Source organism: Xanthomonas sacchari (genome assembly GCF_024266585.1).
Classification (GTDB): Bacteria; Pseudomonadota; Gammaproteobacteria; order Xanthomonadales; family Xanthomonadaceae; genus Xanthomonas_A; species Xanthomonas_A sacchari_C.
In genome coordinates this window covers 4,652,934-4,677,776 of the sequence record NZ_CP100647.1, presented here as the reverse complement: position 1 = coordinate 4,677,776, position 24,843 = coordinate 4,652,934, and the positions used below count along the sequence as shown (strand labels likewise).

Sequence of the window (24,843 nt, the reverse complement as noted above, 5' to 3'; positions counted from 1 at the left end):
ATGGGGCCGCGATGCCGAGAGGTTGCATGGCGATGGCAGCGGTACCTGTAGGAGCCAACTGTCATGCAGCCACGGCGCGCGAAGCGGCGTGCGTTCCGATGGCGCAATGCGTCGGGACTGAAGTCCCTCCCACAGTGCACCCGGCGAGCTCGCCGCAAGACCCGCTTTCGACACAAGCGGCTTCAGCCGCGACGGGGCGTCGCGGCTGAAGCCGCTCCCACAGTGGCGGCGTCGGCACTGTCGGGAACTGCATTGTGGGAGGGACTTCAGTCCCGACGCGCCGACTCGGTTGCGCTCTTGAGCCTCAGCGCGTCGCGGCTGAAGCCGTTCCCACCAACGCAACGGCGCTTCTGACGAGCCGCGAAAAGCATGCGCTGTTGGATGTGCCTGAACGCCCGAGATGCCAGAATCGCCCGATGTCCAACGCGTCCGCCGCCGTTCCCGCCGCCCTGCAGCCCACCCTCGATCGCAGCCTGGCGCGCCTGCGCCAGGCCGTGGCCGCGCAGCCGTGGCCGTCCTCTCCCGGCGTCGACGCCGCGCTGGCGCGCGCGTTGCTGGCCAGCGACTTCCTGCTCGACACGCTGTGCCGGCAGCCGGCGTTGCTCGCGCACCTGGCGCAGCCGGACCCGCCGCCGTTGCCGCTGCCGCAACTGGATCCGGCGCAGCCGGCGGCGTGGCCGGCGCAGTTGCGTCGCTACCGCGCGGCCGCCTCGGCGCGGCTGGTGTGGCGCGACGTGCTGGGCCTGGACGATGTCGATGCGACCCTGGCCGGCAGCACGCAGCTGGCCGAGGACTGCCTGGCGCTGGCGTTGCAGGCGCTGGAAGCCGAGTTCGCCACGCGCCATGGCGTGGTCCGCGCGGCCGATGGCAGCGTGCAGCGGCTGGTGGTGTTCGGCCTGGGCAAGCTCGGCGGTGGCGAACTGAATTTCTCCTCCGACGTGGACCTGGTCTACGCCTATCCGCAGGGCGGCGAGTCCGACGGCGCACGCGCGCTGGCCGCCGAGGAATACTTCGCGCGGCTCGGCCAGCGCCTGGCGCGGCTGCTCGACGAGACCACCGCCGACGGCTTCGTGCACCGCGTGGATCTGCGCCTGCGCCCGTTCGGCACGGCCGGCCGGGTGGCGTTGTCGTTCGCCGGCATGGACCAGTATTTCCAGCGCGAGGGCCGCGACTGGGAGCGCTACGCCTGGCTGAAGGCGCGCGCGGTGGCCGGCGACATCGCCGCCGGCGAGGAATGGCTGCAGGCGCTGCGTCCGTTCGTGTACCGGCGCTATCTCGACTACACCGCGCTGGACGGCCTGCGCGAGATGAAGGCGGCGATCACCGCCGAAGTCGCGCGCCACGACCGCCTGGACGACATCAAGCGCGGCGCCGGCGGCATCCGCGAGATCGAGTTCCTGGTGCAGTCGCTGCAACTGATCCGCGGCGGTCGCGAAGCGGCCTTGCGCGAGCGCCGCCTGTTGCCGGCGCTGCGCGCGCTGGTCGCCGCCGGCCAGGTCGCGGCCGAGGACGGTGCGGCGCTGGCGCAGGCCTACCGCTTCCTGCGCCAGGTGGAGAACCGCCTGCAGATGCTGCGCGACGCGCAGACCCATGCGCTGCCGGAAGACCCCTTGGATCGCGCGCGCATCGCCTTCTGCCTCGGTTATGCCGACTGGGCGGCGTTGCACGCGGCGCTGCAGGTGCAGCGCGACCGCGTCGCCGCCGAGTTCGCCGAACTGCTGGCGCCGCGCGAGCGCGTGCTGGCGCCCGACGCGCTGGCCGACTATTGGCGCGGGCTGCCCGACGCCGGCCAGGCGCAGGTGCTGCGTGCCGCCGGCTTCGCCGACGCCGAGGGCGCCGACCAGGCCTTGCGCGGCTTCGTGCAGTCGTTGGGCGTACGCAGCCTGTCCGATGCCGCGCGCGCGCGCCTGGACCGGGTGCTGCCGGCGCTGCTGCATGCCGCGGCGCGCTCGGCGCAGGCCGATGCCGCCTTGCACCGCGTGCTCGGCCTGCTGCAGGCGATCCTGCGCCGCGCCAGCTATCTGGCCCTGCTCGACGAGCAGCCCAGCGCGCTGGCGCGGCTGGTCGACGTGCTGGCGCGCAGCGCGTTCCTGTCCGAACGGCTGGCGGCGCACCCGTTGCTGCTGGACGAACTGCTCGACAGCCGCGTCGCCGGGCCGCTGCCGGACCTGGCGGCGATGCGGCGGCTGTGCGAGGCCGCGGTCGCCGCCGCCGGCGACGATCCGGAAGCGGCCTTGCGCGGCCTCAACGAAGCGCGCCAGTCGCTGAGCTTCCGCATCGCCCTGGCCACGCTGGACCGGCGCCAGCCGGCCCTGGCCAGCGCCCGCCAGCTCGCGCAGCTGGCTGAGGCGGTGGTGCTGACCGTGCTGCGCCTGGCCCGCGCCGACCTGGTCGCCGCGCACGGCGAGGTGCCCGGCGGCAGTTTCGCCATCGTCGGCTACGGCAGCCTCGGCGGCGTCGAGCTGGGCATCGGTTCGGACCTGGACCTGGTGTTCCTGTACGACCATCCACCCGGCGTGGAGGCCTCGGCCGGGCCGCGGCCGCTGGAGAGCGGGCGCTGGTTCGCGCGGCTGGCGCAGAAGGTGATCGCCCTGCTCGGCGCGGTCACCGGCGGCGGCCGCCTGTACGACATCGACGTGCGCCTGCGCCCGGACGGCGGCAAGGGCGCGCTGGTGTCGTCGCTGGCCAGCTATCGCGACTACCAGCGCGAGCGCGCCTGGACCTGGGAGCACCAGGCGCTGGTGCGCGCGCGCGGCGTGGCCGGCGATGCGGCGCTGCTGCAGCAGTTCGAGCAGGTGCGCGCGCAGACCCTGGCGCGTCCACGCGAGGCCGCGGCCCTGCGCGAGGAAGTGCGCAAGATGCGCGCACGCATGCGCGCCGAACTGGACCGCAGCGATGCCGCACGCTTCGACCTCAAGCAGGGCGCCGGCGGCCTGGTCGACCTGGAATTCCTGGTGCAGGCCGGCGTGCTGCTCGGCGCCGCGCAGCAGCCGGCGTTGCTGGCGCCGCGCGACACCCCGGCGCTGATCGACGCGCTGGCGCACAGCGGCTGGCTGCCGTCGCCGATCGCGGCGAGCCTGCATGCCGCCCACGCCACGCTGCTGGAGGCCGGCCTGGCCTGCACGCTGGACCGGCGTCCGCGCCTGACCGCGCCCACCGCCGAGATCGCCGCGGCGCGCACGGCGATTCGCCAGTCCGCGGCCGCCCTGGAGCTGGTGTTCGTCGACGGGCGTGCGGGCGACGAGGCGGTGCACTGACGCGCGACGGGAGCGCTGCGTGGAGGGGGCGCTGCGTGTGCTGTCCAGCGCATGGGCATGGGCGGCGGGATGCCAGGGTCGAGAGAGCGACAGGAGCTGTAGGAGCTGCTCTGCACAGGAGTGGGCATGCGCTGCGATGCCGCTATGCACTGCAGCGCGGTCGACATCGCGCGTCGGGACTGAAGTCCCTCCCACAATGCAGTTCCCGGCAGTGCCGACGCCGCCACTGTGGGAGCGGCTTCAGCCGCGACGCGCGGAGGCTCAAGAGCGCAACCGAGTCGGCGCGTCGGGACTGAAGTCCCTGCCACAATGCAGTTCCTGACAGTGCCGACGCCGCCACTGTGGGAGCGGCTTCAGCCGCGACGCGCGAAGGCTCAAGAGCGCAACCGAGTCGGCGCGTCGGGACTGAAGTCCCTCCCACAATGCAGTTCCTGACAGTGCCGACACCGCCACTGTAGGAGCGGTTTCAGCCGCGACGCGCGGAGGCTCAAGAGCGCAACCGAGTCGGCGCGTCGGGACTGAAGTCCCTCCCACAATGCAGTTCCCGACAGTGCCGACGCCGCCAGTGTGGGAGCGGTTTCAGCCGCGACGCGCGGAGGCTCAAGAGCGCAACCGAGTCGGCGCGTCGGGACTGAAGTCCCTCCCACAATGCAGTTCCTGACAGTGCCGACACCGCCACTGTAGGAGCGGTCTCAGCCGCGACGCGCGGAGGCTCAAGAGCGCAACCGAGTCGGCGCGTCGGGACTGAAGTCCCTCCCACAATGCAGTTCCCGACAGTGCCGACGCCGCCACTGTAGGAGCGGTGTCAGCCGCGACGGGCGCAGCGGAGTGCCGCATGTACCGATGGGTTTACCCTGCTACCGCGTTGGCGCCATCCGCCACAGCAGCGCGCGGAACGGCGCCAGCAGGCACACGCCGATGCCCAGCTTCACCGCCAGGTCGCCGGCGGCCCAGCTCAGCCAGGGCAGCGCCGAGCCGGCGAAGGCGATAGACCAGAAGATCGTGGTGTCCAGCGTCGCGCTGCAGGTGGTGGCGACGATCGGCGCGCGCCACCAGCGCCCGCGGCGCAGCCGATCGAACACGGTGATGTCCAGCAGCTGCGCGGCGATGAAGGCCAGGCACGAGGCCGCGGCGATGCGCGGGGTGGCGATCCAGATCGACAGCAGCACCGCCAGCGCGAACCCGCACCAGGCCACCCGCCGCGCCGCGCGCGGGCCGAAGCGGCGGTTGATCAGGTTGCTGACCAGGAACGCCACCGGATAGCTGAAGGCACCCCAGGTCAGCCAGTCGTTGATCGGGAACTGCACCAGCACGTTCGACAGCAGCACCACCGCGCCCATCGCCAGCACGGACAGCAGCAGCGCGCGCGGGCTCAGCGCGGCGAAAGTGGGCGAGGGAGCAGCGACGGAGGGCACGGCGATCGTGGGCAGGGCGGGGCGCGCATTATCGCGGCCCGGTCGCGCCATGACCAATGCCGGGGGCGCGGACATGCGCTTCGGAGGAGCGGCTTCAGCCGCGACCACGCGCGATCGGAAACGCCCTGTCGCGGCTGAAGCCGCTCCTCCAGTGGGAGCCCCGCGACGGGAACCGCGTTTGCGAATCCCCATCCCCTAATCCGCATTCCCGGCTCCATCGCGGCTGAGGCGGCTCCCACTCTTGCGGCACCGGCACTATCGGAAGCTGCATTGTGGGAGGGACTTCAGTCCCGACCCGACGATGCATCCGGTTCGCACTGCGTGTTCCTTACTTTCATGCGTCGCGGCTGAAGCCGCTCCTACAGAAGCCACCACGACGGGACCGCTGTTGCGAATCCCCACTCCCTAATCCCCAATCCCCAATCCCGGCTTCATCGCAACTGAAGCCGCTCCCACCCTTGCGGTACCGGCACGGTCGGAGGCTGCACTGTGGGAGGGACTTCAGTCCCGACGCGACGATGCGTCCGTTTCGCCCAGGGTGTCCCCGACCTCCGCGCGTCGCGGCTGAAAGCCGCTCCTACGGGAGAATCCCACGACGGGAACCGCTGTTGCGATTCCCCAATCCCGATTCCCCACTCCCGGCTTCACCGCCCCGTCGGCGACGTTCGATCCACCGCGGCACGGCCCACGGCCGGGTCGTCGGTGAAGAAGCCATCGATGCCGGCGTCGAGCAGCGCGCGCATCTCGGTGATGCTGCCGGCGGCGTTGACCGCGGCCGGACCGCGGCCGTCCTGCAACTGCCTGGGCAGGAAATAGTTCTCGGGCCGGAACGTGTACGGAATCACCTGCAGGCCGGCCGCATGCGCGTCGGCGACGAAGGACGTGGGCACGGCCAGCGCACCGTCGGCGGTCACCGGTACGATCGCGCGCAGGTTCGGGCTGACCAGTTGCGCGTACTTGGCGATCGCGCGCAGGCCCTGCGCGCTGCCCATCTGCGCGTAGGTCGGGCCGTCGCGCAACTGGTCGCCCGGGCGCTCCTTGGGATCGCCCAGCAACTGCACCAGGCGCACGTTCGGATGGGTGCTTCCCAGCTTGCCGTGCAGATACTCCAGGTTGCCGATCTCGAACGACTGGATCACCACCGGCGCCTTGCGCGTGTAGGCATGCGCATCGAGGGTGGCGACCAGCTTGTCTTCCATCGCCAGGCCGAGCCCGCGGAAGTAGGTGCCGTGCTTGATCTCGGGAATCAGCCCGATCGGGCGCCCGCGCGTGGCCGACTCGGCCGCGGTGAAGTCGATGATCTCGTCCAGGGTCGGCACCTGGAACTGCCCGTCGAAGGCGGTGCCGCGCAGTTGCGGCAGGCGCTCGCGCGCGCGCAGGGTCTTCAGTTCGGCCAGGGTGAAGTCTTCGGTGAACCAGCCTTCCACACGCTGCCCGTCGATCTGCTTGACGGTCTTGCGCGCGGCGAACTCCGGATGCGCGGCCACGTCGGTGGTACCGCCGATCTCGTTCTCGTGACGCGCCACCAGTACGCCGTCCTTGGTCGAGACCAGGTCCGGCTCGATGAAATCGGCGCCGTCGGCGATGGCCTTGGCGTAGGACGCCAGGGTGTGCTCGGGGCGCAATGCGCTGGCGCCGCGGTGGCCGATCACCAGCGGCTTGTGCTCGCCCGGGGCGGCGGCCGGTGTGGCCGCCGCGGTGGTCGCCAACACGGCCATCGCGCATCCCAACAACCAGGAGGTGGATCGGATCATCGCATGCGTTCCGGTGCGGGGGCGGGCGGACAGGATGGACGCGCTCAGAAGCGCGCGTCCAGGGTCAGGAACGCCTGCCGCGGCGCACTGGCGTGGAAGGCCTGCGCGCGGCCGCTCGGATCGGTGTTGCTGAAGGATGTGAGGTTGGAGGCGTAGCGCTTGTCGGTCAGGTTGGTGACGTTCAACGACAGCTTCAGGTCCTGCAGGAACGACACCGCCCCGAAGTCGTAGCCGGCGCCGGCATCGAAGGCGGTGTAGCCGCCGAAGCCCTGGTCGTTGGTGTAGGTGTAGTAGCGCTGGCCGGTGTACTTGCCGCGCAGGTTGGCGTTCCAGCCGTTCCAGGTCCAGCTGATCTCGCTGGCGAACATGCGCTTGGGCGTGTCCACGGTGTACTTGCCGGCGGTGGGGATCACCGCGCCGTTCTGCACGTAGTTGTCGTCGTAGGTGGAGCGGTTGATCGAGGCCGAGTTGTACCACTGCAGGTGCGCGTTCGGCTTCCAGATGAAGGTCAGCTCGCCGCCGCGGCTGCTCACCGAGCCGACGTTGAAGAAGCGCGTGGTGCAGGCCGGGCTGGTGCCCTGCTGGATGCTCGCGCAGGGGTTGAGCGAGAGCAGGCGGTTGTCGAAGGTGACGTCGTAGCCGACCAGCGAGGCTTCGAACTGGTCGCGCACCAGGCGGTAGCCGGCTTCGAAGGTCTTGGACTTCTCCGGTTGCAGCGCGCCGACGCTGGCGTCGAACGAGGCCTGGGTCACCAGCAGCGGGCCGCCGGCGCCGCCGCCCTGGAACGCGGCGATGTTCTCGGCGTAGGAGCCGAACACTTCCTGGCCCTCGCCCAGGCGGTAGCTCAGGCCGGCCTGCGGCAGCAGCGCCTTGCTGGCCTTGAGTTCGCCGTTGGCCACCGGCGACTCCACCGCGATCCCCGGCGTCTCGCGCGCGGTCATCGTGGTGTGCGGGCTCTTGGCGCCGATGTCCAGGGTCAGGCGCTCGTCGAGCAGCTTGAAGGTGCCCTGCACGTAGGCCTGCTTGGTGGTGATGACGTAGTCCTGCGAGAACAGCCGGCGGTTCGGGTTGCTCAGGAACACGTCGTCGTCGATCGGGCCGTCGATCCAGTAGAAGTTGCGCTCCACGTGGTGCTTGTTGCGCTCGTACCACACGCCCGCCTCCAGGTGGTGCGGGCCGATGTCCCAGCCCAGCGAGGCGATGCCGCCGGTGCGGTTGATGGTGTAGTTGGTGCTGCGGATCGAGATCGGCAGCGCCTGCGGCGTGCCCGGGTAGGAGGGCTGGCCCGGCGACCACCAGTGGCCCTGGCCTTCGTTCTCGTGGTGGTAGACCTGGGTGTGCACGCTCACCGCGTCGGACGGCTGGAAGTCGCCGGCCAGGTAGTACAGGTCGTCGTTGCGCAGCGCGCGGCTCTGGTAGTAGGCGTCGTTGATGTTGTCCACGCCGCCGCTGTAGCCGCAGCGGCTGGCATCGAACGTGGCCGGCGCGCAGTACGCCGCGGCCAGCGCGCGCTGCCAGTCCGGCGCGTACAGGTTCCAGTCCCAGCCCAGGCCGCGGTGCAGGCCGCTCTTGGACAGGTAGGCATAGTCGGCCTGCGAGGTGCGCGAGGTGTCGACGAAGGCGGTGAGCTTGCCGCCCTCGAACTGGTACACGCCCTTGCCGTTGAACTGCGCGGTATGGGTCGGCGATTCCGGCTTGGCCCACATGTCGGCGTCGGCATAGACGCCGGACAAATACGCGGAGAAGCCGTTGTGCTCGCCGGTATCCAGGCGCAGGTAGGTGCGGCGGTTGTTGTCCGAGCCCACGGTCTGCGCCAGGCGCACGCCGACCTCGGTGGACGGATCGTCGGAGTAGTACTGCACCGTGCCGCCGAGGTTGCTGGTGGAGGCGGTGCCCAGGCTGCCGATGCCCGAGGCCAGTTCCACGCCGCCGAAGTTTTCGGCGATCAGCGCGCGGCTGATATTCAGGCCGTTGTAGTTGCCGTAGGCGTTGTCGCCCAGCGGCAGGCCGTCCAGGGTGTAGCCCAGGCGCGTGCCGTTGAAGCCGCGCAGGCTGATGGTCTGCGATTCCTCGTTGGCGCCGAAGGCGTCGTTGGACTGCACGTTGACGCCGGGGATGCGGTTGAGCAGCTTCTGGATGCTGGTGCCCGGCGGCAGCACCGCCACGTCCTGGGCGGTGATGCGCTGCACCTGGCGGGTCTCGCCCTGGCCGATCACCGACACCGCGTCGAGTTGCTGCACGTCGGATGCGGCGCCATCGGCGGTGGCAGGCTCCGCGGCGGTGGCGGCGAAGGGCGACAATAGGGCGGCGAGGATCGCCGTGCTCAGCAGGGAATGGAGAGGCATGCGCAAGGGGGATTCGTAAAGGAAGTGCGCACACGATGCGACAGCGACGTTGCAGGTTGGCGTCACCGGCGTTGCGTTTGTCATGCAGCGGTCCTGCAGCGTGGCGTTCGCGTCGCGGCGGCAGTGCGCGTCATGGCCCCATGCGGACCATCGCGCGCCACTGCGCAAGACCTGGCGCGGCGCCGCGCGCGTCGACATCAAAGCGTTACAGAGTGGCGGTTATTGCCATGCATGGCGGGCGCCGAACACATGTAAGCCTATGTGTCGAAAACCCGGTGAAACACGCTGTTTACAAAGTCGAAAAGGGCGTCGGCCGTCAAAGTTTTGCGGTGCACTCCTCTTCAATGATCAAGCCTCGCCCAGCCCGACGAGGTGCCGATGCGTGCAGACATGAGCAGGACGCGCAGTGCACCCGCATCGGTCCGATGGCTGTCCGCGTGCCGCGCTGGATCCGCGCATCGCCGGCTCGGCGCGCGCATTGCTTGTCCCGCACTCTCACCCCAATCCCTCTTCCGAAAGGAGAGGAGCACCGGCGCCTCCCTTCTCCCCTCGGGAGAAGGTGCCCCGCAGGGGTGGATGAGGGTGCGGGCGAAGCTCGCATCGATGGATCAACGCGTGCGCTGCGCGCTTCGCACCCTCACCCCAACCCCTCTCCCGGTGGGAGAGGGGCTACGCGCTTCCCTTCTCCCCCCGGGAGAAGGTGCCCCACAGGGGCGGATGAGGGTCGGGCGAAGCGGCGCAGCGATGGATCAACGCGTGCGTTGCGCGCTTCGCACCCTCACCCCAACCCCTCTCCCGGTGGGAGAGGGGCTACGCACTTCCCTTCTCCCCTCGGGAGAAAGTGCCCCGCAGGGGCGGATGAGGGTCCGGGCGCAGCGGCGCAGCAACGGACCAACGCGGGCGTTTCGCGCTCCGCACCCCAGCCCCTCTCCCGAAGAGAAAGGGGCAATCGATTTCCCACCGCGAGGCCGTTGCGGCCTCGTCCACCCGCTCTACCCCCGGAGAGACGCCCATGCTTGATCGCATCCGCCGTCGGCCCTTGCTGGCTGCCGTGTTGTCCGCTTCCCTGCTGTGCGCGCTCGGCACCGCCAGTGCCGCGCCCGACGCCTCCATCGCGGCGATGACCGCCGCCCTGCGCAGCGCGCCGGTCAGCTTCGACGTGCACCTGCCGTTGCGCGACCAGGCCGGTCTGGACGCGTTGCTGGCCGACATCCAGGATCCGCTCTCGCCGCAGTACCACCACTGGCTGACGCCAGCCGAATTCCAGCGCCGCTTCGCCCCGGCGCCGGCGCAACTGGCAAAGGTGCGCGCCGCGCTGCAGGCCGCGCACATGAACGTCGCCGAGGAGGGCGCGACACTGCATGTCAGCGCGAGCGCGGCCAACGTCGAGCGCTTGTTCGCGGTACCGCTGACCGCCGAGGTGCAGCAGGGCAGCCAGGCCCGCCTCGCCGCGGCCGCGCCGCTGCAACTGCCGGCGGCGCTGCGCGACACCGGTGCGACGGTGATCGGCCTGACCCGCGGCGCGCCGCCGATGCACGTCAACTGGCAGCGCTCGGCCGTCAAGAATCCCGCCAATCGCTACGGCGCCGGCGGCACCACCTATTGGTACAACGACCTCAAGCAGGCCTACGGCTATCCGTCCTACCAGGCCACCACCGGCGCGGCGGGGCAGCAGCGCCGGCTCGACGGCAGCGGCAGCACCATCGCCATCCTGATCAGCAGCGACGTGCTGGATTCGGACATCAAGGCGATGTTCGACCACGAAAACTTCAGCCGCTACGCCGCCAACCGCGCCGACCCGACCCTGTACGCACGCCGCTACGTCGCCGGCGCCACGCCGGGCCTGCAGGACGGCAACGACGCCGCGGCGGGCGAGGCCGCGCTCGACGTGGAGATGGCGCTCGGCGGCGCGCCTGGCGCGCACGTGCTGCTGTACGTGATCCCGGACCTGAGCGACGCATCGGTATTGGCCGGCTACCGGCAGATCGTGCAGGACAACCAGGCCGACGTGGTCAGCTCCTCGTTCGGCGTCTGCGAGCTGTACTACACCGCGCCCTACAACGGCGGCAAGGATTTCACCCCGCTGCTGCGTCCCTACGATGCGGTGTTCAAGCAGGGCAACGCGCAGGGCATCACCTTCGTCGCCTCCAGCGGCGACAACGCCGGCCTGGACTGCGCCGACACGCAGTACGCGATCGACCACAAGGACGGCCGCTTCGTGGCCGGCGTGGAGCACCCGGCGGCCAGCCCGCACGTGACCGCGGTCGGTGGCGGCAACCTGCTCACCGCCTACAAGAAGGGCAGCCTGGAGTCGGGCTACAAGAGCGAAAGCGCCTACGCCGATCCGCTGGAGACCGCCGATTACTACGGCGTCGGTGCCAACCTGGCCGGTGGCTACTGGGGCGCCGGCGGCGGCGTCAGCACCCTGTTCCAGCGCCCGGCCTACCAGTTGCGTGCGCTCGGCGGGACGCGCAGTTCCATGCGCACGCTGCCGGACATCGGCATGCTGGTCGGCGGCTGCCCGGGGATCGCGACGCAGCCGTGCCGGGAGGGCGATAGCTCGGTGGCCACCTACTTCAAGGGCAATCTGGAGGCGGTGATCGGCACCAGCGTGGCCGCGCCGGAGTTCGCCAGCGCTGTCGCGCTGCTGGTGGAAAAGCAGGGCCGCCAGGGCAATCTCAACGACTACCTGTACCGCCTGGCCGCCAATGGCCCGGAGGCGCTGCATCGCGGCATCCCCGGCGACAACGGCGTGGTCGACAACAGCCAGCCGATCAAGGGCAAGTACAACTACACGGTCGGCCTGGGCACGCCGGTGGTGCGGCTGCTGATCGGCGCGCTGGATGCGGCGCCGGCCGGCGTGCCGCGCTCGCCGAGCAATCCCTGACGGGTTGGGCCCGCTTGCCGTGTCGGCGTCGTGGCAGCGACGCCGGCGCGGCGGCCGATCAGGCCAGCGCCAAGCGGTCGCGGATCAACGCGGCCACCCGCGCGGTTTCGCGCAGCGGTTCGATGTCGGCGGCGTGCGCGCCGCCGGCATCCTCCGCCGGCAGCAAGCGCCCGCGCGCCTGCAAGGCGCGATGGAACGCCAGGGCGCGGCCGCGCGCCACCTCCGGCATCAGCACCTGCACCGGCACGCGCGTGGCGCAGGCCTCGGACAGCAGGTTCACCGAATCCGGCGTGCAGGCCAGGCGTTCGGCCCAGCCGAGCAGGCCGGCGTAGGGATTGGCGCCGTCGTCCTCACCGCACCAGACCACGCCCGGCACCCCGGCGAACGCGCGGCGCAAGGCCGTGGCCACCGCGGGCGGCGTGCGCCGCGAGGCGCTGGCGAGGAGGCTGCCGCCGTGCGCGCGCAGCTGTGCGGCGAGCGCAGCGAAGGCATCCTGCGCCTGCGCGTCACTCCACGGCGCCAGCCCGGACGGGCCGCCCACCAACAGACCGACGCGCGGCGACGGCAGCGCGCCCAGTGCAGGAAATGCCGCGCGCCCGGCGGCCAGCCAGGCATCGTCGATCGGATGCAGGCTGCCGAGCAGGGTCAGCACGTTGGCGCCGCGCAGGCGGTCGTGTTCCGGCACCACCACCATGTCCCAGTGCCGCGGATCCAATCGCGGGTCCAGGATCTGCACCACCTGGCTGCCGCGCGCGCGCAGCAGCCGCGTCGCCAGTGCCGCCTGGCGGCCGCAGCCCACGGCAAGTTGTGGCGGCTGCCGCAGCGAATCGGCGAAGGCGGCGCCGTAGGCATGCTGCGCGCCGGGCAGCCAGCGCGGCGCCAGCCAGCGCCAGGGCATGTGCGGCTGCAGCAACTGCGGCTGGATCGGTGTGGTTGTCGGAAGCGCCAACGCGGCGGCCAGCGCTTCGGCCTGGCGGGCGTTGCCGGCGCGGCCATCGCTAATCGCCCAGGTCGCGTCCGATCGTTTCACGTTTGGTAGTAATCCGTTGCATCGCGGCCGGGTGTTGCGGCAATCGTGCCACTCTACACTGGCCGCCTTGCATCGGGACGGCCCCACCGGGTCTCCTGGCGCTTCCCCCGACCAAGGAACTCCCCGCATGTCCGACGCCTTGCACGACGCCGCCCTCGACCAGTTGTTCCGCACCGCCCGCACCCAGAACGCGTTCCTGGACAAGCCGGTCGGCGAAGACACCCTGCGCGCCCTGTACGACCTGGTGAAGTGGGGCCCGACCGCGGCCAACGGCAGCCCGGCGCGCTTCGTCTTCGTCACCTCGCCGCAGGCCAAGGAAAAGCTCAAGCCGGCGCTGTCCGAGGGCAACCTGGCCAAGACCCTGGCCGCGCCGGTCACGGTGATCGTCGCCCACGACGAGGACTTCCACGAGAAGCTGCCGTACCTGTTCCCGCACACCGACGCCAAGAGCTGGTTCGACGGCCCGCGCGAAGGCCGCAGCGAAGGCGCGTTCCGCAACGGCTCGCTGCAGGGGGCCTACCTGATCCTGGCCGCGCGTGCGCTGGGCCTGGATGCCGGTCCCATGTCCGGGTTCGACAACGCCAAGGTCGATGCCGCGTTCTTCGCAGGCACTGCGATCAAATCCAACTTCCTGGTCAACCTCGGCTACGGCGACCCCAGCGGCCTGTTCCCGCGCCTGCCGCGGCTGAGTTTCGACGAGGCCGCGCGCATCGAGTGAGCGCGCGCGTTTCGCTTCCCTGTCCCACCGCAGGCCCGCGCCTGCCGCAGTTTCGTCCCATCACCCCTCCAAGGAGTTCCACCATGACCAAGACCCGCAAACTGCTGCTCCCGCTCGCCATGGCCCTGGCCGTCGTCGTCGCCCAGCCCGCCACCAGCGCCTTCGCCGCGCCGGCCGCCGCCGCTGCCCCCGCCAAGGGCGTGTCCGGCACCTACACCCTCGACCCGGCCCATACCGACGTGCTGGTGCAGTGGAGCCACTTCGGCTTCTCCAACCCGTCCGCGCACTTCGGCGACGTCGACGGCACCCTGGTCTACAACGCCCAGGACGTGAGCAAGTCCAGCGTCAACGTGACCCTGCCGCTGTCCGGCCTCAACAGCTTCACCGCCAAGTTCGACGAGCACCTGAAGAGCGCCGACTTCTTCGACGCCGCCAAGTTCCCGACCGCCACCTTCAAGAGCACCAAGGTGACCTCGGCCGGCGCCAACAAGCTGACCGTCGCCGGCGACCTGACCATCAAGGGCACGACCAAGCCGGTGGTGCTGGCGGTGACCCTCAACGGTGCCGGTCCGCACCCGATGAAGAAGGTGCCGGCGCTGGGCTTCGACGCCACCACCACGATCAAGCGCAGCGACTTCGGCCTGGGCGCCTACGTGCCCAACGTCAGCGACGAGGTGAAGATCCGCATCACCACCGAAGCGACCTTGAACGCGGCCAAGTAAGCCTGTCTGCGCGCTGCGGTGGCGCTTCGTGCGCTGCCGTCCGCACGTAACGCGAACGCCCGCCATTCGGCGGGCGTTTGCGTTTCCGGACGCGCGTTGCGCGTCGCGCTGTGGACTACCTACATCGCCTGTTCGATCGACAGCGCGTAGACCTGTACGCCGTAGCGGCTGAAGGTGGCGGTGGTGTCGCTGCCGATGTTCATTTCCTCCAGTGGCGTGCCTTGCGCGTCGGCGAGGGTCAGCCGATAGATCGGCCCGAAGCGCGTGGTGATGTCCGTGGTGCTGATCTTCACCCGGTAGGTGCCGTTGCCCTTGAGCGCCAGCGGTTCGGAGAGCTGACCCGGGATCAGTTGCAGGTCGGTCGATGGCTGGCGCAGGTCGCCAAGGACTTGCACCGCGAAGGTCTGCGTCTCGGGGAGGGCGCGGCCGACGGGGGGCGCGGTCTGTGGAGCGCTGGCACCGGTTGCCGCGGCAGATGCGGCGGCGGCAGGAATCATCGCGGCGATTGCAGTAGCAGCGGTGCCGAAGAGGAAGTTGCGGCGGCTATCGTTCGTATGCGTTGTCATGGCGATCCACCTGGTGGTTGCACGTCAGCCCTGGCCTGGGCCCGGGTTGGGGGTGATACAGGAACCTTTGTTGGTGCAGTTGGTATTGCTCCCTAACGAGCAGTCCTTTGTATTCGTGCACGCCGGGTTGGTGCCATTGCAGACTTCGTTGGTGGCCAGCGTGCCGAAGCGCCGTGTTGCGAGTGCTTCGACCGCAGCGGCGGTAGACGCTTCCGAGCCGTCGAACAGCACTTCTGCATTCTTGCCTAGCGATACTTTGTCTGGGTCTATGCGGATGGGCATTAGGATGCATCTCAGGTGCTTGCCAAGGTGGAAAGCGGGCAACCAAGCGTTTGCTCGGAGAGGTCGGAAAATCCGCTCATCCAACGACGCAGCTTGTCGTTTTCGATGTCGATGGTGCCGTCAGCGTGGAGGCGCCCGAGGTCGTTGCGATCATCGCTGAGCGCGACCGTGCATTTGCCGATCTTCCCGTTGGCGCGAATCATCAGTGAGTTCGGTTTTGCCGCATAGCAGATATACCCATCCAGGTGCTCTTCCGAAATCGGGCGCTCGTCCTTGGGCGGAAGATCGGTGGAGGCGGTGATATAGGCGATGGCGTCCAGATAGCGGTCTCGCGGCAGCACCTTTTCCCCTATCGTGCTGCCGGCGCTCAAGTTCGAGACTTTGTGGAAGTAAACCGAGAACCGTGAATCATCGAGCAGCTCGCGATGCAGGCGTGCGTAGAGGCGCCGCACGGATTCAATGTTGTCCTGGTGCAGATGCAGCCGCAGCGAGATGGAAAAGCGCGCCGCGAGTGAGCGATAGGCGATGAGGTTGGACCAGATTTTCTCGAACGTGGCACCTTTGTTGGCGGTGACTCGCGTCTTGTCGTGCCATTCTGCGTCACCGTCCAGCGTGATCTGGAACTCGCGGTGCTGGAGTTCCGTAAAGCGTTGGAGCAAGGCGGGCTCCAGCAGATAGCCGTTGGTGGTAAAGCCGGCGCTGAAGGCGACGTCGTGTTGCGCGCAAACCGCATTTGCGTGTTGGCCGATCTCCAGGACGACATCGCGCGCCAGGAGGGGTTCCCCGCCGAACCAGGAGATATTGAGTCGATCCAGGTGGGGGGCGCGATTGGCGATCAATGCCTTGATGCCGCTGACCACGCTCGGTTGCATGCGGCCTATCGCAAAATCTTCATAGCAATAGGTGCAGCGGAAATTGCATTTTTCGGTCGGCAAAAGAATGAGAGACAGGATGCGCGGAGAAAGCGCCTCGGCGATGGTGGTTTCGCTCAGCATCGGCGTGCCTCAACCGTTCGGCGAGGGCTGGCCGCCGGCGCGACAAGAGCCGACATTGGACGCTTTGGAACAGTCGCCTGTGTTGTTGCAGGTGTAATTCGTGGAGGAGCAGGTGCCGGAGTTGGTGCACGTTCCGGCATTTTCGCTCATGGGGCGAATCGCCCCTGCCGTCGCTGAAGCGATTGCCGCGGCGCGCAATCGATGGTTGGCGAAGTTGATCGATCCGTCCGGGTTCAGCGTAATGCCGCGGGGATCGATCGCGTGAAATGCCTTGTCCATGTGCAAGCCGCCTCCCGAGATCCGTCGATGGGTAGGCGGGTTTGTAAAATGCAGGCCTCTGAAATATTGTGATGAAAGTCACAAATGAGTCGCGTGTCTACAGCACAAATGCGTGCTGCCCAACCCAACCTGCGATCGCACTTCGCCGCGTGGCGGCATGCCGTCGCCCCGGCGTGCTACTCGTCCTGGTCGCCGCCCGCCTTCCAATACCCGGTCGCGCGAATCCACTCCTTGGGCACGCCCAGGTGGCCTTCGACGAACTTGCGCATCATCCGCGCGCGGGCCGATTCGCAGGCGATCCAGTAGAACGCGTCGCCATCGGGCGGATCGAAGTCGCGCAGGGCGCCTTCCAGCAATTGGCTGCTGCGCGGGTCCACGCCGTTGCGTTCCAGCCAGGTGACGCGCAACTCGGCGTCGCAATCCAGCGTCTGTCGGTCGGCATAGCCGGGGATCTCGATCAGCGCGTCGACCTGCGCATCGGCCGGCACGGTTTCCAGCCAGCGGCCGATCGCCGGCAGCGCGGTCTCGTCGCCGATCAGCACGTAGGCATCGAAATCGTCGGCAGCCACGAACGAGCCGCGTGGCCCGCCGACCACCAGCGCATCGCCGGGGTCGGCCTGCGCCGCCCAGCGGCAGGCCGGGCCGTCGCCGTGCAGCACGAAGTCCAGGGTCAGTTCCTGCGCGTCGGCGTCGTAGTGGCGCGGGGTGTAGTCGCGGGCGGGCGAGGGCAGCGCGTCGGCCGGATACACCGGGCCGTGCTCGGTCATCGTCGGCAGCACGAACGCGCCGGCGGGATTGGGGAAAAAGAGTTTGACGTGGTCGTCCGGCCCGGCGCTGACGAAGCCGTCCAGCTCGGGGCCGCCGACGACGACGCGGCGCATGTGCGGGGTCAGGGGTTGCGTGCGCAGCACCTGGAGATGACGCAGGCGCAGCGGGTGGCGCAGCAGGCGGTGTTCGTGAGTCGCCATGGGAATCCTGGAAAGTGGGGGAGAGGGTTGGCGGGCGACGCGGACGCCGAAAGCGCAGATGTCCGCGTGCTGGCTGGAAGGGAAATCAGGGGGGAGTGCCATCCATACCGTCGGCAGCGGCATTCAACAGCGCGGCGACGCGGTCGATCTCGTCCGGGTCCCAGCGTCCGTGCCGTGCCAGCAGGCCGTGCTTGATGCGGCGCATCGCCTCGCGCACCGGCGCCGGCACATTGGCGCGCACCAGGGCGCGGGCGCTGTGCTGGGTGCGCTGCAGCGCCGCGTCCACCTGCGCGCGCTCGGTGCGCACGAAGGCCTGGCCGGCCTCGGTGATCGCGTAGCGCTTGCGGGTGGCGTCGGCATCGGCCTGTACCAGGCCCTGCGCTTCCAGCTGTGCCAGGGTCGGGTAGACCGTGCCGGCGCTGGGCGTGTACAGGCCATGGAACAGTTCGGCGATCGCGCGGATCAGCTCGTAACCGTGGCGCGGCTGGGTCTCGATCATCGCCAGCAGCAATAGCCGCAAGTCGCCGTGGCCGAGTGGGCGGGGGCCGCGTGCGCTGCGGCCGCGGCCGGTCCGATCTTCCTCGAACAGGCGGTGCGCGGGGTGCGGGCCGGGGGGATGGGGTCGTGGCATTTCGATATGTCGAATCAGGTGCGGAAACGATATATCGAAGTGGGGTGGTCGGCAAGCGTCTGGGAGGGCGGGCGTTGGAGCGCTGTGGGATTGGTTCAGCCAAGACGGCAGGGCGCGTTCGCGTCGTGCTCGTGCGTTCGGTGCGCGTGGGATCTCTGCGGGGGGAGTTGCGCAGGTCGCGTCGGCCAGCGGTGGCCCTTGTGGGAGTCCACTGTCATGCAGCCGCGACAAGCGAAGCCGAAAGTCGACGGACACCCTGCGTCGTCGGGACTGAAGTCCCTCCCACAAGGGATGCCCAGCCCATCCCTGTAGGAGCGGCCTTCGCCACAACGGGCTGTACGGCAAATCCCGTCGCGGCTGAGGCCGCTTGTGTCGAAAGAGGGTCTTGCGGCGAGCTCGCCGGGTGCACTGTGGGAGGGACTTCAGTCCCGACGCATTGCGCCATCGGAACGCACGCCGCTTCGGGCGTTGTGGGCTGCATGACAGTTGGCTTGTGTCGAAAGAGGGCTTGCAGCGAGCTCGCCGGGTGCACTGTGGGAGGAACTTCAGTCCCGACGCATTGCGCCATCGGAATGCATGCCGCTTCGGGCGTCGTGGCTGCATGGCAGTTGGCTTGTGTCGAAAGAGGGTCTTGCGGCGAGCTCGCCGGGTGCACTGTGGGAGGGACTTCAGTCCCGACGCATTGCGCCATCGGAACACACGCCGCTTCGCGCGCCGTGGCTGCATGACAGTTGGCTTGTGTCGAAAGAGGGTCTTGCGGCGAGCTCGCCGGGCGCACTGTGGGAGGGACTTCAGTCCCGACGCATTGCACCATCGGAACGCACGCCGCTTCGGGCGTCGTGGCTGCACGACAGTTGGCTTGTGGCGAAAGCGGGTCTTGCGGCGAGCTCGCCGGGTGCACTGTGGGAGGGACTTCAGTCCCGACGCATTGCACCATCGGAACGCACGCCGCTTCGGGCGTTGTGGGCTGCATGACAGGCGACTCCCACGCAAGACGGGCTCATCACCATCTTGCTCACACCGCCGCGGCGGCATCGCGTCCAGCCAACCATGCTGGTGCCGCGCCCAAGCAAGCGCATGTTCCCTTCGTGGGGAACCGCGCGACATCCAGTGCATCAGGCCGCAGCGACCCCTGTGGGAGTGGCGTCAGCGGCGACGGGCGTTACCGACGGTGCCTGGCGCAGCTGATCCCGTAAAAGGGGACAAAGGCGGGCCTGCAAAAAAGGCGGATGTGCCGATCTGATCGGTGGACGTCACGCGCCTCAGCCACCGCGTTCCTGCTCCAGCACCCGCCGCTGCATCTCGTCCAGGTAGTCGTCCAGCTCCTGCACCGAGGTGAAGATCTCGTTCAACGGCACCGCCTTGACCACGTCGAACACCTTGCGGATCTGCGGTTGCGGGTTGACCACCAGCACCCGGCCCTCGCGCGCGGCCAGCACCTTGCGCGCCTTGAAGATCGAGCGGATGCCGGCGCTGCTGATGTAGTCCAGGTGCGACAGGTCCAGCACCAGGGTGGTGATCGGCGTGGCCAGCAGCGGCGCCAGCGCCTCGTCCAGGGCCTGGTAGGTGTGAGTATCCAGGCGCCCGCTCAGGGTGAGGCGTTGGCGCTTGTCCTGCGCCGGGTCGATCTGCAGGCTCAACGTGGTCATGCGGGCGACTCCTGAAGGGATGGATCGGCGGGCTGCAACAGCACGATGCGCACGACGTTGCGGCCGCCGTCGTGGCGGTACTCCAGGCGATCGGCGAGTTGCTGCACCAGGTGCAGGCCGAGGCCGCCGATCGGGCGCTCGGCGATGTCCGCTTCCAGGTCCGGCACCGGCGCAGTGCGCGGGTCGAAGGCCGGCCCGCTGTCGTGGAATTCCAGCACCAGCGCGTCGTGCTGCAGGTGCACGATCACGTCCACCGGCAGCGGTGCGCGGCGCAGGTGGCCGTGCTCCAGGGTGTTGCAGGCCAGTTCCTCGACGATCAGCCGGGTGCGGCTGACCTGCTCGCCGCTCACCCCATGCCGCAGCAACGCCGCCTCCACGCTGTCGCTCAGCTGCGCCAGCGCGTCCAGTGCCGGTTCCATTTGCCACCGCAGCATCATCGTGTCGTCTCCCGTGCCGGATCCTGGCGCAGCCGGATCGCCAGCAGGGTAATGTCGTCGGACTGCGGTGCCAACGCGGTGAACGCCTGCACGTCGGCCAGCACCGCGGCGCACTGCGCCTGCGCGTCGGCGCCGGGCCGCAGTGCCGCCAGCAGCCGCGCCTCGCCATAGGCCTGCTCCTGCGCATCCATCGCCTCGGTGATGCCGTCGGTGTAGCTGAGCAAGGTGGCGCCAGCGGCCAGGCGCCCATGCACCACCGGGTAGCGCGACTGCGGCTCCAGCCCCAGCGGCGGGCCCGATTCCAGCGGCAGCAGCTCCGCGCGGCCGTCGGCGCGCAGCAGCAGCGGCGCCTCGTGGCCGGCGCTGGACAGCCAGTAGTCGCCGCTGTGCACGTCGATCAGCCCGCACAGCACGGTGGCGAACATGCACGGCTCGTTGCCTTCCACCAGCCGCTGCGAGGCCGCGATCAGGATCGCGTCCGGGCGCGTATGCCGGCGCGCGGCGATCTCCAGCACGGTCATCGCCCGGGTCATGAACAGCGCCGCCGGCACGCCCTTGTCGGAGACGTCGCCGACCACGAACCACAGCAGGCCCGGCTCGGTCTCGAAGAACTGGTAGAAGTCGCCGCCGACCATCTCCGCCGGCTCCAGCAGCGCATAGGTCTCCAGGTGCTTGTTGGCGCTGTCGAAGGTGCGCCCGCCCGGCAGCATCGCCTGCTGGATGTCGCGGGCGATCGACAGTTCGCTCTGCATGCGCTGCCGCGCCTGCGCCAGCGTGGCGATCTCCTCCAGCTGGCGCTTGATCGAGCCGCGCGCGCTGTCGAAGGCGCGCGCCATCACCCCCACTTCGTCGGCGCGTTCCACATGCCGCAGTGGCGTATCGAACGCGCCCTGGCTCAGGTGCACCGCCGACTCGGTCAGATCCTCGATCGGCCGCACCAGGCGCACCGTGTAGTGGTGCAGCAGCCACAGCCACAGCGCCAGCGCCGCCGCGCCGGCCAGCGCGCCCCACAGCACGATGCGGTTGAGCCCGGCCAGGATGTAGTCCTCGGACACGCTCAGCGCGAAAGTCCAGCCGGTGTCGCCCACCGCCGCGCTCTGCGTGAGGTAGCGGGTGCCGTCCGGCGCGGTGTGTTCGAAGCGCACCGGCGCGTGGGTGTCGGCCGCCTGCGCCAGCGGCGACAGGTCCGGGCGCGCCCGCGCCACGTGCGCCTCCAGGGTGCGGCGGAAGCGCAGCGCCGGGTCCGGATGCAGCACGAACAGCCCGTCCGGCGACAGCAGCATCGGCTGCAGCCCGCTGTTGGCCGGCAGTTGGGCGACGGTGGCCTGCAGCCGCTGCAGCGGCACGTCCACGCTGACCATGCCGATCGCCGGCGCCTGCGGCCCGTCGCCGGGCAGGCGCAGCGGCAGGTTGTAGGTGGTCAGGTAGGCGCCGCTACCGCTGGCGTCGCTGTACGGTTCGGACCACCACGGCGCCGGCGCGGCCAGCGTGCGCCGGTACCAGGGCATGCTGGGCGCATCGAAGCCCAGCGCCTCGGTCGGCTGCTCCAGGATCCCGGTGGCGGTGCGCCGCAGGTGCCAGGCGAAGCCGCGGTCGTCGCCCTGCAGTGCGCCCGGCTCGATCACCAGCAAGGCCCCGGCGATGTCCGGATCGCCCTGCAGCGTGGCGTGCAGCAGGCTGCGCAGGTTGACCGGCTGCCGGCCCAACCCGGCCGCGGCGGCGGCCAGGGTGCGCCCGCTCACCTGCACCGAGCCCAGGGTGGCATCCAGGCTGCGCGCGGTCTGCTGGGTCAGCCCGGCCACCTCCTCGCGCGCGTTGCGCACCATCACCTGGCGCGCGCCCAGGTAGAACAGCAGGGCCAGGCCCAGCAGCAGCGCCACCTGCAGCAGGCTGCCCCACAGCAGCAGCCGGGTGCGCAGGCTGTGCCGCCAGGCGACCGCGGAGGCGTCCTGCGCTGACGGGGCAAGGGCGATGGCGGCGCTCCACGGGGGCCTGGCTCCCGATCATAAGCGCAGCCGCGGCCACCCGGCGCAGCGGCGCCGGCGGCCGGCCCGCCGGGTGTCCCGGGCCAATGTGACAGTCCGTTCCATACGCTGGCGTACGAGGTCCTGCGAGGCGGTTGCGCTACACTTGCAGGCTTCGAGAAAACACATGCCATCGCGCGCGTGCGTGCGACCTACGGGAGCGTTATGAACTGGTTGAACGAGGTGCTGCAGAACGATCCGAACCCCACTGAGACCCAGGAGTGGATCGAATCGCTCAAGGCCGTCATCGATGTCGCAGGCCCCGAGCGCGCGCATCAGCTGCTGGAGGACATGGTCGAGCTGACCCGTCGTTCCGGCGCCTACCTGCCGTTCTCGCCGACCACCGAGTACGTCAACACCATCGCCCCCGCCAACGAGGCCAAGAGCCCGGGCGACGCGGCCATCGAGTGGAAGATCCGCTCGATCATCCGCTGGAACGCCATGGCCACCGTGGTCCGCGCCAACCGCAAGCCCGGCGACCTGGGCGGCCACATCGCCTCCTTCGCCTCCAGCGCCACCCTGTACGACGTGGGCTTCAATCACTTCTGGCGCGCGCCCTCGGACAAGCACCCCGGCGACCTGCTGTACATCCAGGGCCACAGCTCCCCCGGCATCTACGCCCGCGCCTTCCTGGAAGGCCGCATCAGCGAAGACCAGCTCAACAACTTCCGCATGGAAGTGGACGGGCAGGGCATCTCCTCCTATCCGCACCCGTGGCTGATGCCGGACTTCTGGCAGACCCCCACCGTGTCGATGGGCCTGGGCCCGCTCAGCGCCATCTACCAGGCGCAGTTCATGAAGTACCTGGAGCACCGCGGCCTGATCGAGAAGTCCGACCGCAAGGTGTGGTGCTTCATCGGCGACGGCGAGAGCGACGAGCCCGAGACCCTGGGCGCCATCGCCCTGGCCGGCCGCGAAGGCCTGGACAACCTCATCTTCGTGGTCAACTGCAACCTGCAGCGCCTGGACGGCCCGGTGCGCGGCAACGGTAAGATCATCCAGGAGCTGGAAGGCGTGTTCCGCGGCGGCGGCTGGAACGTCATCAAGCTGCTGTGGGGCGGCTACTGGGACGCCCTGCTGGCCAAGGACACCAACGGCGTCCTGAAGAAGCTGATGATGGAAACCGTCGACGGCGAGTACCAGAACTGCAAGGCCTTCGGCGGCGCCTATACCCGCGCCAACTTCTTCGGCAAGTACCCGGAGACCGCGGCCATGGTCGCTGGCCTGTCCGACGACGACATCTGGCGCCTGAACCGCGGCGGCCACGATCCGCACAAGGTCTACGCCGCCTACCACCAGGCGGTGAACACCACCGGCATGCCCACCGTGATCCTGGCCAAGACCGTCAAGGGCTACGGCATGGGCTCGGCCGGCGAGGCGCTGAACCCCACCCACCAGACCAAGAAGCTGGACGACGACGCCGTGCGCGCGTTCCGCGACCGCTTCAACATCCCGCTCAGCGACAAGCAGCTGGCCGACGCCGAGCAGGTGCCGTTCTACCACCCCGGCCCGGACTCGCCGGAAGTGCAGTACCTGCAGGAGCGCCGCGCCTCCCTCGGCGGCTACCTGCCGCAGCGCCGCCGCAAGGCCGACCTGTCCATCCCGGCCCCGGGCCTGGACAAGTTCGAGCGCCTGCTCAAGGACAGCGGCGAGCGCACCTACTCCACCACCATGGCCTTCGTGCAGAGCCTCAACATCGCCCTGCGCGACAAGGAACTGGGCCCGCGCATCGTGCCGATCGTGGCCGACGAAGCGCGCACCTTCGGCATGGAAGGCATGTTCCGGCAGATCGGCATCTACGCCCCGTTCGGCCAGAAGTACAAGCCGGTGGACGCCGACCAGCTGATGTTCTACCGCGAAGACCAGTCCGGCCAGGTGCTGCAGCAGGGCATCAGCGAGCCGGGCGCGATCTCCTCGTGGCTGGCCGCCGGCACCAGCTACTCGGTCAGCAACGTGCCGATGCTGCCGTTCTACATCTACTACTCCATGTTCGGCTTCCAGCGCGTGGGCGACATCGCCTGGCAGGCGGCGGACATGCGCACCCGCGGCTTCCTGCTCGGCGGCACCGCCGGCCGCACCACCCTCAACGGTGAAGGCCTGCAGCACGAAGACGGCTTCAGCCAGGTCATCGCCGGCTCCATCCCCAACGTGCGCAGCTACGACCCCACCTTCGGCTACGAAGTCACCGTGGTCATGCAGTACGGCATCCAGCGGATGATGCAGGAGCAGGTGGACGAGTACTACTACATCACCCTGATGAACGAGAACTACGCCCACCCGGAAATGCCGGCGGGCGCGGAAGACGGCATCATCAAGGGCATGTACCTGCTCAAGGACGCCGGCAAGCCCAAGAAGGGCGAACTGCGCGTGCAACTGCTGGGCTCGGGCACCATCCTGCGCGAAGCCATCGCCGCGGCGGAACTGCTGGACAAGGACTTCGGCGTCACCGCCGACATCTGGTCCTGCCCCAGCTTCAACGAACTGCGCCGCGACGGCTTCGACGCCGAGCGCTGGAACCGCCTGCACCCGGAAGGCGAGCAGCGCAAGCCGTTCGTCACCCAGCTGCTGGAAGGGCGCCAGGGGCCGGTGGTGGCCGCTACGGACTACGTGCGTGCCTTTGCCGACCAGATCCGCGCCTTCGTGCCGATGCATTACACCGTGCTGGGCACCGATGGCTTCGGTCGCTCGGATACGCGTGCGAACCTGCGCCGGTTCTTCGAGGTCGATCGGTACTACATCGCGCATGCCGCCATTGCGGCGTTGGCGAAGGATGGGAAGATGACTGGCAAGGATGTGGCCAGGGCGATCAAGCAGTACAAGATTGATCCTGAGAAGGCTAATCCGGTTGGGGTTTGATTGGTAAAGTCAGGGGCGGCCAGTTGGC

Annotated in this window: 17 protein-coding genes; 5 read left to right on the top strand and 12 right to left on the bottom strand. The window is 69.2% G+C overall.

Features of this window, described 5'->3' with window-relative positions:
* The first annotated feature begins 416 nt into the window (after nucleotides 1-416).
* Nucleotides 417-3,257 (top strand): bifunctional [glutamate--ammonia ligase]-adenylyl-L-tyrosine phosphorylase/[glutamate--ammonia-ligase] adenylyltransferase, encoded by a 2,841-nt coding sequence (glnE, locus tag NKJ47_RS19725; RefSeq protein ID WP_254459414.1) that lies wholly within the window; start codon nucleotides 417-419, stop codon nucleotides 3,255-3,257.
* An 857-nt stretch (nucleotides 3,258-4,114) separates the two neighbouring features.
* On the opposite strand, the gene NKJ47_RS19720 is transcribed toward glnE, so the two are convergent.
* From NKJ47_RS19720 to NKJ47_RS19710, 3 genes are all read right to left on the bottom strand, one after another.
* Nucleotides 4,115-4,672 (bottom strand): queuosine precursor transporter, encoded by a 558-nt coding sequence (locus tag NKJ47_RS19720; RefSeq protein ID WP_254459413.1) that lies wholly within the window; start codon nucleotides 4,670-4,672, stop codon nucleotides 4,115-4,117.
* A gap of 644 nt (nucleotides 4,673-5,316) precedes the next feature.
* On the bottom strand, nucleotides 5,317-6,390 hold the full coding sequence (locus NKJ47_RS19715; protein WP_254461481.1) for a glycerophosphodiester phosphodiesterase: 1,074 nt from the start codon (nucleotides 6,388-6,390) through the stop codon (nucleotides 5,317-5,319).
* 80 nt (nucleotides 6,391-6,470) lie between these two features.
* Nucleotides 6,471-8,771 (bottom strand): TonB-dependent receptor, encoded by a 2,301-nt coding sequence (locus tag NKJ47_RS19710; protein ID WP_254459412.1) that lies wholly within the window; start codon nucleotides 8,769-8,771, stop codon nucleotides 6,471-6,473.
* 1,012 nt (nucleotides 8,772-9,783) lie between these two features.
* Between NKJ47_RS19710 and NKJ47_RS19705 the strand changes: the two genes are divergently transcribed.
* Entirely contained in the window at nucleotides 9,784-11,658 is a 1,875-nt protein-coding gene (locus NKJ47_RS19705) for a S53 family peptidase (RefSeq protein WP_254459411.1), read from the top strand.
* A gap of 58 nt (nucleotides 11,659-11,716) precedes the next feature.
* Here NKJ47_RS19705 and NKJ47_RS19700 read toward each other — a convergent pair whose 3' ends face one another.
* Nucleotides 11,717-12,688 carry a mitochondrial fission ELM1 family protein gene (locus NKJ47_RS19700; RefSeq protein ID WP_254459410.1) on the bottom strand — a complete coding sequence of 324 codons (972 nt, stop codon included), beginning with the start codon at nucleotides 12,686-12,688 and terminating at the stop codon, nucleotides 11,717-11,719.
* Between the two features lie 127 nt (nucleotides 12,689-12,815).
* Here NKJ47_RS19700 and NKJ47_RS19695 point away from each other — a divergent pair, with 127 nt between their 5' ends.
* Together NKJ47_RS19695 and NKJ47_RS19690 are read left to right on the top strand one after the other, a co-directional pair.
* Nucleotides 12,816-13,406: a malonic semialdehyde reductase gene (locus NKJ47_RS19695; RefSeq protein WP_160946181.1), complete on the top strand. Its 591-nt coding sequence runs from the start codon at nucleotides 12,816-12,818 to the stop codon at nucleotides 13,404-13,406.
* Nucleotides 13,407-13,489: 83 nt separating this feature from the next.
* A complete protein-coding gene (locus tag NKJ47_RS19690; RefSeq protein ID WP_160946182.1) occupies nucleotides 13,490-14,128 on the top strand; it encodes a YceI family protein in 639 nt (212 codons plus the stop codon).
* A 119-nt stretch (nucleotides 14,129-14,247) separates the two neighbouring features.
* Here NKJ47_RS19690 and NKJ47_RS19685 read toward each other — a convergent pair whose 3' ends face one another.
* From NKJ47_RS19685 to NKJ47_RS19650, 8 genes are all read right to left on the bottom strand, one after another.
* On the bottom strand, nucleotides 14,248-14,694 hold the full coding sequence (locus NKJ47_RS19685) for a hypothetical protein (protein ID WP_254459409.1): 447 nt from the start codon (nucleotides 14,692-14,694) through the stop codon (nucleotides 14,248-14,250).
* Nucleotides 14,695-14,987: 293 nt separating this feature from the next.
* A complete protein-coding gene (locus NKJ47_RS19680) occupies nucleotides 14,988-15,971 on the bottom strand; it encodes a radical SAM protein (RefSeq protein ID WP_254459408.1) in 984 nt (327 codons plus the stop codon).
* Nucleotides 15,972-15,980: 9 nt separating this feature from the next.
* Nucleotides 15,981-16,250: a hypothetical protein gene (locus NKJ47_RS19675; RefSeq protein WP_160946186.1), complete on the bottom strand. Its 270-nt coding sequence runs from the start codon at nucleotides 16,248-16,250 to the stop codon at nucleotides 15,981-15,983.
* A gap of 176 nt (nucleotides 16,251-16,426) precedes the next feature.
* On the bottom strand, nucleotides 16,427-17,218 hold the full coding sequence (locus NKJ47_RS19670; RefSeq protein ID WP_254459407.1) for a siderophore-interacting protein: 792 nt from the start codon (nucleotides 17,216-17,218) through the stop codon (nucleotides 16,427-16,429).
* A gap of 85 nt (nucleotides 17,219-17,303) precedes the next feature.
* Nucleotides 17,304-17,849 (bottom strand): PadR family transcriptional regulator, encoded by a 546-nt coding sequence (locus tag NKJ47_RS19665; protein ID WP_429002460.1) that lies wholly within the window; start codon nucleotides 17,847-17,849, stop codon nucleotides 17,304-17,306.
* Between the two features lie 1,262 nt (nucleotides 17,850-19,111).
* Nucleotides 19,112-19,498: an STAS domain-containing protein gene (locus NKJ47_RS19660; RefSeq protein WP_019797362.1), complete on the bottom strand. Its 387-nt coding sequence runs from the start codon at nucleotides 19,496-19,498 to the stop codon at nucleotides 19,112-19,114.
* Complete coding sequence (locus tag NKJ47_RS19655) at nucleotides 19,495-19,935, bottom strand: ATP-binding protein (RefSeq protein WP_254459406.1); 441 nt, start codon at nucleotides 19,933-19,935, stop codon at nucleotides 19,495-19,497. The genes NKJ47_RS19660 and NKJ47_RS19655 overlap by 4 nt, the downstream gene beginning before the upstream one ends.
* Nucleotides 19,932-21,908: a SpoIIE family protein phosphatase gene (locus tag NKJ47_RS19650; RefSeq protein WP_343237540.1), complete on the bottom strand. Its 1,977-nt coding sequence runs from the start codon at nucleotides 21,906-21,908 to the stop codon at nucleotides 19,932-19,934. The genes NKJ47_RS19655 and NKJ47_RS19650 overlap by 4 nt, the downstream gene beginning before the upstream one ends.
* 216 nt (nucleotides 21,909-22,124) lie before the next feature.
* Between NKJ47_RS19650 and aceE the strand changes: the two genes are divergently transcribed.
* A complete protein-coding gene (aceE, locus tag NKJ47_RS19645; RefSeq protein WP_254459404.1) occupies nucleotides 22,125-24,815 on the top strand; it encodes a pyruvate dehydrogenase (acetyl-transferring), homodimeric type in 2,691 nt (896 codons plus the stop codon).
* Nucleotides 24,816-24,843: the final 28 nt, after the last annotated feature.

Excerpts from the sequence above, each read along its gene's own strand:
- glnE (WP_254459414.1), top strand. The coding sequence starts at position 417 with ATGTCCAACGCGTCCGCCGCCGTTCCCGCCGCCCTGCAGCCCACCCTC.
- NKJ47_RS19715 (WP_254461481.1), bottom strand. The coding sequence starts at position 6,390 with ATGGCCGTGTTGGCGACCACCGCGGCGGCCACACCGGCCGCCGCCCCG.
- NKJ47_RS19710 (WP_254459412.1), bottom strand. The coding sequence starts at position 8,771 with ATGCCTCTCCATTCCCTGCTGAGCACGGCGATCCTCGCCGCCCTATTG.
- NKJ47_RS19705 (WP_254459411.1), top strand. The coding sequence starts at position 9,784 with ATGCTTGATCGCATCCGCCGTCGGCCCTTGCTGGCTGCCGTGTTGTCC.
- NKJ47_RS19695 (WP_160946181.1), top strand. The coding sequence starts at position 12,816 with ATGTCCGACGCCTTGCACGACGCCGCCCTCGACCAGTTGTTCCGCACC.
- NKJ47_RS19690 (WP_160946182.1), top strand. The coding sequence starts at position 13,490 with ATGACCAAGACCCGCAAACTGCTGCTCCCGCTCGCCATGGCCCTGGCC.
- NKJ47_RS19685 (WP_254459409.1), bottom strand. The coding sequence starts at position 14,694 with ATGACAACGCATACGAACGATAGCCGCCGCAACTTCCTCTTCGGCACC.
- NKJ47_RS19680 (WP_254459408.1), bottom strand. The coding sequence starts at position 15,971 with ATGCTGAGCGAAACCACCATCGCCGAGGCGCTTTCTCCGCGCATCCTG.
- NKJ47_RS19675 (WP_160946186.1), bottom strand. The coding sequence starts at position 16,250 with ATGGACAAGGCATTTCACGCGATCGATCCCCGCGGCATTACGCTGAAC.
- NKJ47_RS19670 (WP_254459407.1), bottom strand. The coding sequence starts at position 17,218 with ATGGCGACTCACGAACACCGCCTGCTGCGCCACCCGCTGCGCCTGCGT.
- NKJ47_RS19665 (WP_429002460.1), bottom strand. The coding sequence starts at position 17,849 with ATGCCACGACCCCATCCCCCCGGCCCGCACCCCGCGCACCGCCTGTTC.
- NKJ47_RS19660 (WP_019797362.1), bottom strand. The coding sequence starts at position 19,498 with ATGACCACGTTGAGCCTGCAGATCGACCCGGCGCAGGACAAGCGCCAA.
- NKJ47_RS19655 (WP_254459406.1), bottom strand. The coding sequence starts at position 19,935 with ATGATGCTGCGGTGGCAAATGGAACCGGCACTGGACGCGCTGGCGCAG.
- aceE (WP_254459404.1), top strand. The coding sequence starts at position 22,125 with ATGAACTGGTTGAACGAGGTGCTGCAGAACGATCCGAACCCCACTGAG.